This window comes from Ruania alkalisoli, from assembly GCF_014960965.1.
Taxonomy (GTDB): Bacteria; Actinomycetota; Actinomycetes; order Actinomycetales; family Beutenbergiaceae; genus Ruania; species Ruania alkalisoli.
Map to the genome: position 1 here is coordinate 3,145,365 of NZ_CP063169.1, position 14,679 is coordinate 3,160,043.

13 protein-coding genes are annotated in these 14,679 nt (G+C 67.0%); 8 read left to right on the plus strand and 5 right to left on the minus strand.

The window, feature by feature from the left end:
• Window positions 1-33: 33 nt before the first annotated feature.
• The 3 genes from IM660_RS13985 to IM660_RS13995 are packed head-to-tail and all read right to left on the minus strand — an operon-like array spanning window position 34 to window position 2,737.
• Complete coding sequence (locus tag IM660_RS13985) at window positions 34-1,026, minus strand: Gfo/Idh/MocA family protein (protein ID WP_193496379.1); 993 nt, start codon at window positions 1,024-1,026, stop codon at window positions 34-36.
• Window positions 1,026-2,126, minus strand: coding sequence for a DegT/DnrJ/EryC1/StrS family aminotransferase (locus tag IM660_RS13990; protein ID WP_193496381.1), 1,101 nt, complete (start codon window positions 2,124-2,126; stop codon window positions 1,026-1,028). The genes IM660_RS13985 and IM660_RS13990 overlap by 1 nt, the downstream gene beginning before the upstream one ends.
• Complete coding sequence (locus IM660_RS13995; RefSeq protein WP_193496383.1) at window positions 2,123-2,737, minus strand: acyltransferase; 615 nt, start codon at window positions 2,735-2,737, stop codon at window positions 2,123-2,125. The genes IM660_RS13990 and IM660_RS13995 overlap by 4 nt, the downstream gene beginning before the upstream one ends.
• A gap of 193 nt (window positions 2,738-2,930) precedes the next feature.
• On the opposite strand from IM660_RS13995, the gene IM660_RS14000 reads away from it, so the two are divergent.
• From IM660_RS14000 to IM660_RS14015, 4 genes are all read left to right on the plus strand, one after another.
• Window positions 2,931-3,785, plus strand: coding sequence for an ABC transporter permease (locus IM660_RS14000; RefSeq protein ID WP_193496385.1), 855 nt, complete (start codon window positions 2,931-2,933; stop codon window positions 3,783-3,785).
• Window positions 3,786-3,867: 82 nt separating this feature from the next.
• Window positions 3,868-4,617, plus strand: coding sequence for an ABC transporter ATP-binding protein (locus IM660_RS14005; protein ID WP_246464957.1), 750 nt, complete (start codon window positions 3,868-3,870; stop codon window positions 4,615-4,617).
• A gap of 7 nt (window positions 4,618-4,624) precedes the next feature.
• Entirely contained in the window at window positions 4,625-5,746 is a 1,122-nt protein-coding gene (locus tag IM660_RS14010) for a glycosyltransferase (RefSeq protein ID WP_193496389.1), read from the plus strand.
• Between the two features lie 59 nt (window positions 5,747-5,805).
• Window positions 5,806-7,356 (plus strand): glycosyltransferase family 4 protein, encoded by a 1,551-nt coding sequence (locus tag IM660_RS14015; protein WP_193496391.1) that lies wholly within the window; start codon window positions 5,806-5,808, stop codon window positions 7,354-7,356.
• Here the strand turns inward: IM660_RS14015 and IM660_RS14020 are convergent.
• Both IM660_RS14020 and IM660_RS14025 read right to left on the minus strand, forming a co-directional pair.
• Window positions 7,300-7,746 carry a hypothetical protein gene (locus tag IM660_RS14020; RefSeq protein WP_193496393.1) on the minus strand — a complete coding sequence of 149 codons (447 nt, stop codon included), beginning with the start codon at window positions 7,744-7,746 and terminating at the stop codon, window positions 7,300-7,302. The genes IM660_RS14015 and IM660_RS14020 overlap by 57 nt on opposite strands.
• Complete coding sequence (locus tag IM660_RS14025) at window positions 7,743-9,065, minus strand: glycosyltransferase (protein ID WP_193496395.1); 1,323 nt, start codon at window positions 9,063-9,065, stop codon at window positions 7,743-7,745. The genes IM660_RS14020 and IM660_RS14025 overlap by 4 nt, the downstream gene beginning before the upstream one ends.
• A 118-nt stretch (window positions 9,066-9,183) precedes the next feature.
• On the opposite strand from IM660_RS14025, the gene IM660_RS14030 reads away from it, so the two are divergent.
• From IM660_RS14030 to IM660_RS14045, 4 genes are read left to right on the plus strand one after another with little or no spacing between them, the layout of a single operon-like run.
• Window positions 9,184-10,434, plus strand: a complete 1,251-nt coding sequence (locus tag IM660_RS14030; protein WP_193496396.1) for a glycosyltransferase family protein — start codon at window positions 9,184-9,186, stop codon at window positions 10,432-10,434.
• Window positions 10,431-11,681, plus strand: a complete 1,251-nt coding sequence (locus IM660_RS14035; protein ID WP_193496398.1) for a glycosyltransferase — start codon at window positions 10,431-10,433, stop codon at window positions 11,679-11,681. Before IM660_RS14030 ends, IM660_RS14035 begins: the two co-directional genes overlap by 4 nt.
• Entirely contained in the window at window positions 11,678-13,258 is a 1,581-nt protein-coding gene (locus IM660_RS14040; RefSeq protein WP_193496400.1) for a glycosyltransferase family 4 protein, read from the plus strand. Before IM660_RS14035 ends, IM660_RS14040 begins: the two co-directional genes overlap by 4 nt.
• The gene (locus tag IM660_RS14045; RefSeq protein WP_193496401.1) at window positions 13,255-14,670 is read left to right on the plus strand and encodes a glycosyltransferase; all 1,416 of its coding nucleotides are present in this window, start codon (window positions 13,255-13,257) and stop codon (window positions 14,668-14,670) included. The genes IM660_RS14040 and IM660_RS14045 overlap by 4 nt, the downstream gene beginning before the upstream one ends.
• Window positions 14,671-14,679: the final 9 nt, after the last annotated feature.

A 14,679-nucleotide genomic window follows, 5' to 3' on the forward strand; every position in this document is an offset into this window, starting at 1 on the left:
GACCGGGCCCTGGCTGTCGTCGTCACTCGCCAGTCAGGCCGTGATGTCCACGGCGGAACCTGTGCGTGCGGACTCGATCGCGGCCTCGGCCACGGCCACGGTGGCATAGCCCTGCCGCATGGTCACGATGTCGCTCTCGCGTCCGAGGACCGCGTCCCGGAAGGCTTCGTGCTCGGTCTTGAGCGGTTCGGGCTTGTTAATTGCGAACCGGACCACGTCCCCCTCGGACACCCCCCGGAACTGGGCAACATCGTCCCACTGGGTCTGGATCAGGCCGTTGGCGTAGAACGTCAGATCAGCCAACAGGGTATCGGCGACGAAAGTGCCCTTCTCGCCGGTCACAACGGTGACGCGTTCCTTCATCGGTGAGAGCCAGTTCACCAGGTGATTGGTCACGGTGCCGCCCGACAACATCCCGGTAATGGCGACCAAATCCTCATGCTCACGGCCACTCTTGAATGCCGTCCGCGCAGCGACCGAAGTGTAGTGCTGCTGAGCCACCCAGGCTGTGAGATCGATGTCATGAGTACCGAGGTCCTTGACCACCCCGACATCAGCGATCCGTGCCGGGAACGGGCCCTGTCGACGCGTCGCGATCTGGTACACCTCACCCAGCTCGCCTTCCTCCAGGCGAACGCGCAGCGACTGCAACGCCGGGTTATACCGCTCGATATGCCCAACCGCGCCCACCAGACCATGACGCTCGAACGCCTCCGCCAGAGCACGAGCGCCCTCGACGTCCTTGGCCAGCGGCTTCTCGATCAGGGCATGCACACCGGCCTCCGCGAGTGCCAGCCCAACTTCGGTGTGGAACTGCGTGGGAGCAGCCACCATCACATAGTCGACGCCAGCCTCAATGAGTGCGTGGATGTCGGGAAGCACCTCAAGCCCACCTGCGGCACCGTGCGGATCGCCGCCCGGATCGGCCACCGCAACGAGGTCCACGCCCTCCAACTGGCGCAACACCCTGGCGTGGTGGCGCCCCATCATGCCAAGGCCGAGCAGGCCCGCACGCAAGTTAGCCATCAGGCACCTGCCTTCGCAACGGAGTTGACCGCAGAGACGATCCGCTCGAGGTCTGCCTGCGAGAGGCTGGGGTGCACAGGCAACGAGATCACTTCCTGAGCAGCCTTCTCCGTCGCTGGCAGGTCCAGATCCGGAGCGAAGTGCGCCAGAGACTCCAACCTGTGGTTGGGGATCGGGTAATACACACCACACCCGACGCCGTACTCCTCCCGCAAAGCGGTGGCGAACCTGTCCCGCTCGGAAGTGACGCGGATCGTGTACTGGTGGTAGACGTGGACCGCCCCGTCAACAACCGGAGGCGTCCTCACGCCTTCTAAATGTGCGTCCAGGAAGGCAGCGTTCTGCTGCCGGGTCTGAGTCCACCCCGCCAGCTTGGTCAGTTGGACACGGCCGATCGCCGCGTGAATGTCAGTCATCCGGGCGTTGAAGCCCACCAGCTCGTTCGCATACTGCCGCTCCATCCCCTGATTGCGCAGTAGCCGGAGGTTCCGCGCGATCTCCTCAGTCGCGCAAGCGACCATGCCTCCCTCACCCGAGGTCATGTTCTTCGTCGGGTAAAGCGAGAACATCGCGAAATCACCGAACGAACCCACAGGCGCACCATCCAACGTCGCGCCGTGCGCCTGCGCCGCGTCCTCGAACACGCGCAGGCCCCGCTCATCGGCGAGCGCCTGCAACTCACCCATGGGAGCCGGGTGACCATACAGGTGCACTGGCATGATCGCCTTCGTGCGTTCGGTCACCGAGGCTCGCACGCTGGCGGGATCGAGGTTGAACGTGGCGTCATCGATATCGGCGAAAACCGGGGTGGCACCCGTCAGCGCCACAGAGTTGCCCGTCGCCGCAAACGTGAACGACGGAACGATCACCTCATCGCCGGGCCCGATACCAGCAGCCAGTAGACCCAGGTGCAACCCAGCGGTGCCAGAGTTCACCGCCACGCACGTACGCCCCGCCACCAACTGATCACCGAACTCGGACTCGAAGGTCGCCACCTCCGGGCCCTGCGCGACCATGCCGCTAGCAAGAACACGATCAACAGCAGCGCGCTCATCATCACCGATGATCGGCTTCGCCGCCGGAATCATGGACTGGTTCACTTCGAATCCTCCATATCCTGACTGGTCGGCGTGAGCACGCCAGCCGACTCCTCATAGAGCTCACCCGAGACCGGGCACCGCCAGTGGTCACCATCCGTGCGCTCGAGCGGCACCCCTGCCCTGCCAACCCACTTGATTCGTCTCGCAGGCACCCCCGCCACGAGCGCGAAGTCTGGAACATCCTTCGTTACCACGGCGCCAGCAGCGACGGTAGCCCAACGACCGACCGTGACCGGAGCGACGCATACAGCACGCGCACCCACCGAGGCTCCCTCCCTCAGAGTGACGCCGACAGCCTGCCAGTCAGCACCGTTCTTGAGGGAGCCGTCCGGGTTCACCGAACGCGGGAACGTATCGTTGGTGAGCACCGCAGCGGGGCCTACGAACACCCCGTCGGCAAGCACGGCCGGCTCGTAGACCAGCGCATAGTTCTGCACCTTGCAGTTCATTCCCATCCGTACACCGGTGCCGATGTAGGCCCCCCTGCCGACGATGCAGTTCTCACCAAGAACAGCGTCTTCCCGCACCTGCGCCAGATGCCAGACAGACGAGCCGTTGCCGATCGACGCGCTGTCATCAACGTCGGCAGTATCCATGATGCGTACGGTCACGACGCAGGTCCTCCAGCAAGAGTCATCGGGCTTCAGAAGCGTAGCGTGGCACCACAAGCAGGCCGAACTTGTCACACACCGAACTTGTCACACACCGTGGGTCGCGTGCCACCGCACTCTGCAAGTGACCCTATCCTGGTCCTTGGCCAGCACTCCGACGCAATCGCGGCCACGACCGAGAGGGGTAGACCGCATGGCGAGTTCCGCCACCAGCTCGCCGAGCGATGAACTGCACGTCTACGAGCCGCACCGGGCTGGACTTCCCCCACTGCGGAGCTACATCAAAGCACTCTGGGGTCGACGCGAGTTCGCCGCAGAGTTCTCTCGAGCAGCGATACGCGCGGCAAACACCCAGACTGTGTTCGGACAGCTATGGCTCGTCCTGAACCCGACGCTGCTTGCTCTCGTGTACTTCATCTTGGTCAGTGTGCTCCGCCAGGACGGAGGCGGCCTCGAAACCTTGGCACACATTACTTGCGGATTGTTTCTCTTCTACTTCGTCTCCGGAAGCATCAGCCAAGGAGCGCAGTCAGTAACCGGCGGCGGAAAGCTCATCATGAATATGAACTTTACTCGCCTCCTGCTTCCATTTGCGGCCGTCAGGACCGCTTTCTTCCGGTTCCTGCCTACTGTTCCCGTCTACTTCATCGTCCACACCCTCGCGGGCGGCGTCTGGAGCCCACAGATGCTCCTAGCGACAGTGTTTCTATTCGTCACGGTCGTTTTTGGAATTGGTCTAGCCGCGATCTTCGCCACCACGCAAGTATACTTTCGAGACACATCCGCCTTCCTTCCATACATGGTAAGAATATGGCTCTACCTATCTCCAGTCCTCTGGTTCGCTGAAGACGCGCCAGCTCGCTTCGCCGATTTTATGGTCCTTAATCCCCTCTACTCAATGATCGGCGGATGGACCGACCTCCTGTTGCGCGGGATAATCCCGGAGCCCCGAATTTGGATAGCGGCAGGCGCGTGGGCCGTTGTCACGTTCGTTGGAGGATGCCTGTTGTTCATGTCTAGGGAGCGTGAGTTCACTGTCCGCCTCTAATCCGTCACCATCCACACCTGGTAGCGATTCAGACTCACCAGCAACGCCAGCAACCGAGTCGTCACCGCCGCCGGTAGTCAGCGTGCAGAATGTCTCGATCAACTACCGCACAACCTTCGAAGCCGCACCCACATTCAAAAGCACTATTGTGCGCCTGGGTCGAGGGGAGCGTCAGGTCAAGGTTGTCAACGCAATCCAGGACATGTCATTCGACATCAAGCCCGGAACTTCGGTCGGGATTATCGGGGCAAACGGCGCTGGAAAATCTACCCTGATGCGCGCCATGGCCGGCGTACTTCCTCCTAGCCAAGGTCGGATTGAGGTTCGCGGACGAATAAGCGCATTGCTCGCCCTCGGCGTCGGATTCAATCCCAATCTCACTGGTCGGGAGAACGTCACACTGGGCGGATTGGCTGCTGGTCTCACGCGCGCCGAAGTGAAGGAGCGCGCTGCCGAGGTTGCCGACTTCGCCGAGATTGGCGACTTTATGGATATGCCGATGCGGACCTACTCATCGGGCATGTATCAACGCCTAGCCTTCTCCGTCTCGGTACACATGAACCCCGACATCCTGCTCGTAGACGAGGCACTTTCAGCAGGTGACGCCCGGTTCAAGGTCAAGGCGACCGAGAAGATGAACGAACTCATGGAGAACGCTCGGGCGATGTTCTTGGTATCGCACTCGCTCGGCTCGATTCGCGAGCTGTGCAACGAGGTCCTTTGGATCCATAAGGGCAAGTTGATCATGCAGGGCTCGCCCCGCCGGGCGATTCGTGCGTACACCAATTTCCTCAAGGTGGGCGAGAACGCCTATACCTTCGAGGACCTCTGACGGGACCGTGCCCGCCATCGACGTGACGATCGTCACCTCCGCCCACGACGTCGCCGACGCACGGCTGCACCGTCAGGTTGCGGCGCTGCGTCGGGGCGGACTGAACGTCGAGGTACTCGGCGTCGGTCAGGCTCAGTATGGTCCCGCGAGCGCTGCGGTACGCACGTGGCGACGACGGGGCCCGTTCGGCCGCGCCCTGCTCGCGATCACCCTCCCCTGGCGAGCCCGCGGCACCGTACTGGTCGCCCTGGATCCGGATTCCGCGTTCGGCACCTGGGTACGTACGCGACTTTCTGGCCGTCGGTGCGTCATCGATGTGCACGAGGACTACCGTTCCGTCCTCGCTGACCGCTCCTGGGCAGTTGGTTGGCAGCGCTGGATGGGACGCCTCTGGGCACGGCTAGGCGTCCTAGCCGCCTCCCATGCTGACGCCGTGGTGGTGGCCGACGAGCATCTCCTCCCGGACTTGGAACGGCGGGTACTGCTCCGGAACCTGCCCGATCCCGCGATGCTCCCCGAGCCCGCCGGACCGACCAAGCCGCCGCGCGCACTCTACATCGGGGATATCCGGGCCAGCCGCGGCCTGTTCACCATGCTCGCCGCGATCTCCACCGCACCAGGGTGGCAGCTTGAACTGATCGGCGCCATCTCTGATGCCGACCGGGACCGCTTCGAGCAGCTGCTGGCCGCCGATCCGGCGCTGGCGGAGAGGGTCATCTGGTCGGACCGCCTTCCACCCGATCAGGCTTGGCGCTCGGCCGCAACAGCGAGCGTGGGCCTCGCGCTTTTGGACGACACTCCTGCCTTCCGGGACGCGATGCCCTCCAAGGTCTACGAGTACCTGGCCACAGGCCTTCCGGTGCTGACCACGAACCTGCCACGGCCGGCCGCGCTGGTCCGCAGCAGCGGCGCAGGGGCCGTCGTTGCCGACGCGGATGCAGCCAGCACGACGCTGCGCTCGTGGCTCGAACAGCCAGCCGAGCTTGACCGACTACGAGCGGCCGCTGGAGACTGGCGCACTTCTTGGCTCGGTCGCCCACCGCCCACCGAGGCATTCGTTGGCGCAGTGTCGACACTCGTCGCACGCGCGGAGTCAAGTACGCCCGAGCAGCGAGGAACGTACGAGTGAACGAACGCAAACCACGCCTCGTCGTCGTGGTACAGAGCAAGATTACTGGGGACTCGAGGGTGCAGAAGTCCGCCCTGTCGGCTGCTCGTGCCGGGTGGGAGGTCGCACTGGTCGGCTTCGATGGCGTCGGTGGCGAGCCGCGTACCTGGCTGGGACCCGTGCGGGTCATCCGGCGCGGCATCGGGCGAGAGCACCGGGACGCGCTACTGGCTCGGACAGTTCGGGTCCGCCCCCCCCGGTACCCCGGCGCATACCGACACTCCTCTGAGCGACGGCGGGCCAGCCGCCGGCTCAGCCGGCGGATCCGTCGCGAACGCGAAGCCCTATCCGGCGACCGCTCACCGATCGGGGTGCTCCGCCGGGTCCTCCTCGAGGTTCGGCTGCTAGGCGCTCGGTTGCTGCACAAGGTCCGTGCCCTGGGAGCGGGCAGCCACCGCAGCATCGTCCCACCAAAGGATCCTGCCGATGTCGCGTGGCGGGAGGACCTGCCTGCATTCCTCGACTGGCGGGACGCGTTCGCGCCAGCGCTGGTCGAACTCCAGCCCGACGTCATCCACTCCAACGACCCTGCGATGATCGGCGTCGCGTACGAGGCCGTGAGCATGTTGCGCGCGCAGGGTCGTCGGGTTGGCTGGATCCACGACATGCACGAGCATGTCTCCGCGGTGGACTGGGGCAGCCCGCTGCTCACTGCTGCGTACGTGGACCATGAGCGTGAATTCATCTCATCCCCGGACGCCCTGGTGACTGTCAGCCCTGAGATCTCCGAGATGCTCACGGAGGAGTACGGCTTGAACACCCCACCCCTCGTGGTCCGGAATGCTCCCATAGCCGGGGTGGACGCCAGCAGTGCACCCAGTCTGCGCGAGACGATCGAGCTTGAGGACGGCGTCCCCCTGATCGTCTCCAGCGGCTCAGTCGACCCTCGTCGCGGCATCCAGACGGTTATCGAAGCGCTGCCGACGTTGCCTGGCGTCCACATCGCTATCGTCACACGGGAGTCCCCACGCGTGCATGGGCCGCTGCGCGACCTATTCCGGCTGGCCCGTCGGCTCAACGTCCGAGACCGTCTGCACGTGGCCCCGTACGTCGACATGTTTCAGATCCCCGGGTACCTTGCCTCAGCCGACATCGGAGTCTTCGCCGGGATCCACTACCCCAACTACGAGGCATCGCTGCCCACCAAGCTCACCGAGTACCTGCACGCCGGACTCCCTCTGCTGGTCAGCGACCTGGCGACGCCGGCCGCCTTCGTTAACAAGCACGGTGTCGGAGAGTCCTTCGTGGCCGAAGACCCTGACGACCTGGCCCGAGCAGTCAGGACCCTGCTCGGCAGCCTCGAGCGGTACCAGCAGGCAATCACGGCACCACTGCTCGAGGAACTGTCCTGGCAGCATCAGGCCCGCCCACTGGTCGAGTTGTACACGACAGTGTCCGGGATCAGTCCTCCGGCACCGGTGCCGACCCCACCGTGGGAGGTCGTCGAACAGGATGAGGGCCCCGTCGACCCATGGCCTGCGCTGAAACCGGTACACGAGCACCGCGCCCCCACCTCAGAGCCGGTGCAGGAGCCGCAACCCAGCCTGGAGGCCCTCGACGAGTTGCGCTGAGCGGTTCCGTCTGCCGGCCCGCCAGGCGAGCGGAACGGACTCGGCATCGAGAGCAACGACCACCTGGGCATCAACGAGCAGACCGCGTACTCGCGCATCCCGCCACGCTGCTCGCGCGAATCGTGCGCTGACAGTTCGGCGTAAGAGCACGTCACGGACGTGGCCGGGTGCCTCGCGCCGACCGATCCGGCGCCGCGTCGGGACGGGCTCAGTGGACAGCTCAAGCCAGCAAACCATCCCCATCGGCTGCGCATCTCTCGTAGTGAATCGGCCGAAACATACGACCACGAACGCCGCAGCGGCGTTGCCGGCGAGTCTGTACGCCTCCTGGGCTGCTACCGCTCCCTCGACTGTCGCCGCGAGCATCACGGCCACGCTCCCGCGCGTCATGACGGACTTCTCGCGGCTAACGCCTCCCTCAAGGCACGGATCCGCGGCACGAGCTGGCGGTCACGCCGGTAGCGCATACCGAAGTCGCGAGCACGCGCGAGCTGTTTCGGTGTCGCCGACCGGGCAAATCGCCAGCCAACCCCCAGCGCCGAGGCGACGCTCGCGGCGTCGACTTCGTCCACCGGAGCCCAGAGCGGGTGCCCCGTCAGAACATCGGCGACTGCGTTCTGAGGGGCGTGCACGGACACGATCGGCCGACCGATCGCCAGGTACTCGAATACCTTACCGCTGGTCACATACGCCCCGGCGCCCAGCGCCAGCACCAGCACATCGACACCGTCATAGAACCTCGCGACGTCACGCTTGGGCACGGCACCGACGAACTCAACATCGGAGTCGGCGCCCCGAGCGATGACAGCGCGGAGGTCGGTGTCCCCGCCCGCGAAGTAGCCGAGATAGCCGGCCAAGCGCAGGCGCGCGTCCGAGGGCAGGTCACCGCGTTCCTTCGCTAGCGCCCATCCCTGGACCAGCACCTCCAGTGGCACTTTGCGTGTGATCGTGCCGAGGTAACCGAACGTCGGTGGAGCGCCAGACCTCGCCTCAGCGGCGTGCCCTGTCCCCCCCGCGACCAACCCGGGATCCCATCCATTGGCGACCACATGCATCCGCCCCGAGTGCTCGGGATACCTCGTCGCGTACCACTTGCGGATCGGTTCGTTGACGAACCAGACCTCGATGGCTCCCGCCACGGAGCGCCGCTCGACCCGGCCAATCCGGCTTCGTCGGCCGGCGACCGTACGGCCACTAAACACGTCGAGACTCCACGCATCGCGGAAGTCCAGCGCGTAGGGCACCCCACGTTCATGCAGCGCCGTGGCCGCGGCGAAGGTGACGTACGGATTGGCCGTAGCGACGACGAGGTCCACCGGGTCCCGTTCGTGGATCCGGTGCGCCGCCGCCACGAGGGGCCGTCGCCACGGCCCGTAGCCACGCTCAGGGAACGGCAACTGGTCCAGCAGCGACCGACACCTGCTCCACAACTGCGGCAGGTGCACACGCAGCCGTGAGTAGGACCGTATATCGGGCTCCTGCGCCGGCCAGACGAATGGGATCCGGACAACCTCGACCCGCGGGTCGATCTCCGCCTCCAGGGACTCGTCGGCACCGGTGTACAGCTCGAAGGTCTCCCGGTTCGCGGTCAGTACCGTAACCCGCCAGCCGGCACGGGCAAACTCGTTTGCTGTCGCCAGGGCCCGGTATACACCGCCGCCACGGCACGGAGGAAAGCCCCACGCGACGTAGAGCAGATGGCGCTGCATGAGGGTGAACGACCTCCGTGGACGGCTCATACGCTGCTGAGCGAGGACGCGGCTACAGTATCGTGTCCGGGCAGGCAGCAGACGAGACCACACGGGTCCGGCGGAAGGTGAGGTCGAGGTGACAGACGCACGCGCTCAGTCCGCCCTTCGGCGGCTCTGGCGGCGACTCCCTGCACCCGTCCGCAGGCGCGCGCGGACTCTTGCAGGCCGTCCGCCCACGCCAACGGCGCGTCCGGCTCCGGCGCCCGCACCCAAGCCGCTACCCGAACCGGTGACGCTCCCGGACGATCTCCCCGACCGGCCGCAACCACGCCCCGAGGCGTCCGTGCGTCTGTTCGTCGGACCAGCCAACCATGCCGGCCAGGGCTACCGCTGGGCGCGCGCAGTCGAGCGGGACCGGCCGCAGGTGTCGGCGGTCGCGTTCGCGCCGACCCGCCCGGGCGGGTTCTCCTTCGCAATCGATTACACCGTCCCGCTGCCGGTCTACTGGGACAACGAGCTCTGGGCTCGTGACCAACTCGCCTACCTTGAGTCCTTCACACACGTGCTGGTGGAGGCACAGCAGCCGCTGCTAGGCCTACACCTGGACGAGGACTTCACCCGCGAGGTGGCCCACCTCGCCGACCACGGGGTACGCGCGGCCGCCATGTGCCACGGTAGCGACATCCGGCTTCCCAGCAGGCACGTGCAGGACAACCCATGGTCCCCGTTCCTGGTGCCGGGCTACCGTAAGACCGTCGAGCTCGAAGCCCTTGCTACCCTCAACGCCCAGCGGCTGACGGACCTCGGGATCCCTGTGTTCGTCTCCACGCCTGACCTGCTGGACGATGTCCCGGCGGCGCGCTGGTGCCCGGTGGTGGTCGACACCGAACGCTGGCACACCGAACGCAACGTCCGGCGGCCGGTCCCCGTGGTCGCGCACGCACCGAGCCGGCCGGAGGTGAAGGGCTCCGACCTGGTCGAACCGACGTTGCACGCGCTACATGAGGCCGGTGTGATCGAGTACCGGCGTATCTCCCGCGTACCGGCCCGGCAAATGCCGGAGATCTACCGGGACTCCGACATCGTGCTGGACCAGTTCAGGATCGGCAGCTACGGGGTGGCCGCCTGCGAGGCGATGGCGGCTGGCTGCGTGGTGCTAGGGAACGTGCGTGAGCCAGTCCGCGAACGGGTCCGCGCCGCGACGGGGACCGACCTGCCGCTCGTCCAGGCAGACCCGGACACCCTCGAGGAGGTCCTGCGCGGCGTCGTCGCCGCGCCGGAGCGGGTCGCGCGGTTGGGCGAGGCGGGCGTAGCCTTCGCAAACCAGGTGCACGACGGCACCGTCTCGGCCAATGTGCTCCGGACGTTCCTGGACGGGCCCCGATGAGCCGCGTCGGCGGGTGGGCAACCCGGCTCGTCCGGGCAGCAGCTGATGCGAGACGGTACCTGCCAGAGCCCGTGCGACGGGCAGTGACCCGGGTCAAGGACCGGCTCCCCCGGGTGCTCGTGGAGCGTGCGATGGGCCGCGAGGTGCACGTCGGCACGCTGCAGGTGCACACGCTCCCCACGGTGCGCGACGCTCCCGTCCGGCTTTTCGTCGGGCCGGCGAACTTCGCCGGTCAGGGCTACCTGTGGGCGCGCGCGGTCGAGAGTGAGCTCGGCACGGTCGCAGCGGTCTCCTTCGCCCCGGAACGGCCCGGCACGTTCGACTTCCCTGTCGACCTGGCCGTCCCGGAGCTGACCTACCTCGACGACTTCGAGTGGCACGCGCGTGCCCTCGACTACGTCCGCTCACATTTCACCCACGTGCTGTTCGAAGCCGCCCGGCCCCTGTTCGGCCGCACGCACAATCTCAACTTCCTGACCGAGTCGAAGCTCCTCACTCGGGCCGGGCTCCGCGTCGCGGTGATCGCGCACGGCACCGACGTGCGGCTGCCCAGCCGGCACGCCAACGACCCCGACTCCCCCTTCCGCAATGGCATCATCCCGGAAACGCCGCTTCTCGAGGACCGCGCGGCACGCAACGTGGCACGGATCGCAGCGTTCTCGGGCCCGGTGTTCGTCTCCACCCCGGACCTCCTCCTGGACCTGCCGGACGCCACTTGGTGCCCGGTCGTGGTTGACGTCGAACGCTGGCGCACTACCCGCCCACCGATGCTGAGCGAGGTACCAGTGGTCGTGCACGCGCCGAGCAAGTCGGCCGTCAAGGGCAGCAACCTGGTGGAGGAAGCCCTGCGCGGCCTGGTCGCCGAGGGAGCCGTGGAGTACCGCAGGATCGAAGGTATGTCCGCGGCCGAGATGACCCAGATCTACACGGAGGCCGACATCGTGCTGGACCAGTTCCGGCTGGGCAGCTACGGCGTGGCCGCGTGCGAGGCGATGGCAGCGGGACGGGTTGTGGTCGGGCACGTCGACGACCAAGTCCGCGACCACGTGCGCGCAGCCGGGCACGGCGAGATCCCGATCGTGCAGGCGCGGGGCCGCCAGATCGAGGAGGTGGTACGCGCGATCATCGCCGACCCGGACGCCGCCCGCGCGAAGGCAGCCGACGGTGAACGCTTCGTCCGGGCAGTCCACGACGGCGCCGTCTCGGCCGCTACACTCCGAAGTTTTCTCCAGGAAGGGCCGCAGTGACCGACTCCGCACCCCCGCACGTCGTCTATATGCCGGGCAACGACGTCCTGGTGGACTCCCGTGTGCTCAAGTACATCGCGAGCGCCGACGCGCTCGGACTGCGGGTGACCGGCATCGGCGTGGTCCGCAAGGGCGTGCACCGCACCTACACGATGGGCGAGGCACGCATCATCGTCGAGCCGGTGCCCTACAACCTGGGCGAGGAGGCCGGGCCTGTACCGGCCCGGGTCCGCCCACTCGACCTGGTCATCCCCGACGAGCGCGCCTGGGAACGGCTGCAGGCGGCTCGCAAGGCCACCGCCCGTCGCCGTCGGGGCGCTCGGCGCGCCCTGTCCGAGCGCAAGCACGGTGCTCTGAGCCTGCCGGTCGCTCTGCTCCGCCAGGTACAGGTGCTGCTCGAACGGATCTACAACCGCGCCGTGGCCCTGCGTGTGCCACCGCCGCCGCCCGTCCCAGCAGGACCGGCCCAGGACGTAGAGTCCGCCCGAGATCGCGAGATCGCGCACTACCGCGAGTACCCCTCGCTGAGCCGCTGGCGTGAGGTACTGCCGCACGCACGGGCGGACGAGGTCGCGCTCGGGCGGCTGCTCGACGAGCTGCGACCGGACGTCATCCACGTGCACGACGTCTTCATGCTCGGCGTTGCGGCCAACGCCATCGATCGGGCTGCCGCGCAGGGGCGCACCGTGCGCCTCGTCTACGACGCCCACGAGTACATCGCCGGGGTCGCCGTCGTGCCAGCACGTACGATCGGCGCGTACTGCGACCTCGAGCGCGAGTTCGTCGGCCGCGCCGACCGCATCATCACCGTCTCACCGCCACTCGCACAGTGGCTGGCTCGCGACTACTCGCTGGAGCGGACTCCTGAGGTCGTGCTGAACGCCCCGCTGGTGGGTCACCCGCCGGAGGACTTCGACGACCTGCGCAAGGTGGTCGGGCTCGCTCCCGACGTGCCGTTGCTCGTGTACGGCGGCGGGGTGAACCGCGCGCGCGGCGTGCAAACCGCCGTGGCAGCGCTCGCGCACCTGCCGGGTGTGCACCTGGCCCTTGTGACCAACCGACCCAACGGCCCAGTCACCAAGGAGTTACTCACCCAGGCCCGGTCGCTCGGAGTGCTGGACCGGTTCCACGTCGCGCCGTTCGTGCCGGCAGAGCTGGTTACGCACTATTTCCGCAGCGCCACCATCGGGCTGAGCACTCTGCTGCACGCCCCGAATCACGACGTGGCGCTAACCAACAAGTTCTGTGAGTATCTGCTCGCTGGGCTGCCGATCATCACCAGCGACACTCCCGCGCAGGCTGAGATCGTCCGCGAGCGCAGCCTCGGGGATGTCTACGCCGCCGGGGACGTCGCCGACCTGGTGCGGGCGGTCACCGACCTGCTGCCCCGCGTGGGCGAGGTACGGGATCGAATCCTCGGCGACGCGGCGCTGCTGCACGAGTTCTCCTGGGCGGCGCAAGCCGAGACGATCCGGTCCGTCTACGACGAGCTACTCGGCGGGCTGCCCGAGCGAGCCTGGGCCGAGGGCGTGACCAATCTCGACTCCCTCCAGGTGACGGAGGTGGAGCGGCCATGACCGACGAGCACGTAGTGATGGTGGTGGCCAGCGGGATCGCGAACGATGCGCGGGTGCGCAAGTCCGCCCTGGCCGTGGCCAACCTCGGATACCGGGTGACGCTCCTGTATGGTGAAATCGACGCCTCTGGACCGGTGGAGGGCACGCTTGGGCCGGTCCGCACGGTCGGCCTGCCGGTGGCTTACGCACTGCGCGACGCACGCGTGCAACGCCGAACGGCGCAACGGGAGTGGCGGCCCTGGCCCGCCTACCGCGACGCGGAGCACGAAGAGCGCAGTCGCCGGTCCCTTGATGCCCACCGTGCCGAGCACGGCGATGGGCCGGTGACGCTTGCGCGCCGGGTGCTGCACAAGGTGCGCCGTACCTCACGCGGCTGGCAAGATGCTGTCGCGCGGACCGCCTGGGGCAAGGTGGACGGGCTGCGGGCCAGGGTTGCCGGCCGACGGTGGCGGGCCGAGTTGCCCAACATCGTCGACCTCGAACGTGCTTTCGTGCGGCGGATGGCCGCCGAACAGCCGGACATCCTGCACGTGCACGACGTGCATCTACTCAGCGCCGGCGTCGCGGTCAAGACGCGCGCGGCCCGCGCCGGCCGAACGGTGCCGCTGGTCTATGACGCCCACGAGTACATCCCGGGCACGCGGGCGCGCACGGTGATCGAGGAGCGGGCGCTACAAGGGATGGAGGCTGTCTGCATCCCGCACGCGGACGCCGTGATCACAGTGAGCGCACCCATCGCGGACGCTCTTCAGGAGCACTACGGGCTCGCCGCCACACCGGCCGTCGTTCTGAACAGCCCTTCCATGACGGCTCCCTCCCGCAGCGACAAGGATGTCCGCGGCGCGGCCGGGGTCGCCGACGGCGTGCCGCTGGTCGTGTACTCCGGGGTGCTCAACGAAAAGCGTGGGCTGCCAACCGTGGTACAGGCGCTCGCGCGGCTGCCCGAGGTGCACCTCGCCGTGGTGTGCGTGCCCGAGGCCACGCACTGGCGCGCGGCGCTGCTCGCCAAGGCCGCCCGCAAGGCGGGCGTCGAGGACAGGTTGCACCTCGTCGACCCGGTACCGCCGGACGAGATCCTCGCGTACCTGCGCACCGCCGACGTCGGTGTACATCCACTGATCGCAGGCCTGCCGAACCACGAGATGGCACTACCGAACAAGCTATTCGACTATCTGTTCGCGGGACTGCCGATCGTAGTCAGCGACTTGACAGTGATGGGCGCTTTCGTCCGCGAGAACGAGGTGGGCACAGCCTTCACTCCCGGCGACGCGAAGGACTGCGCCAGGGCCCTCCAGGAGGCACTCGACGGTGCCGAGCGATACGGTGGTTCGGCCCGGTCGGACCAGTTCACCGAGCGGTTCTCGTGGGAGACGCAGGTGCGGCACCTGGCCGCTACATACAGCAACCTCTAGCGGACCTGA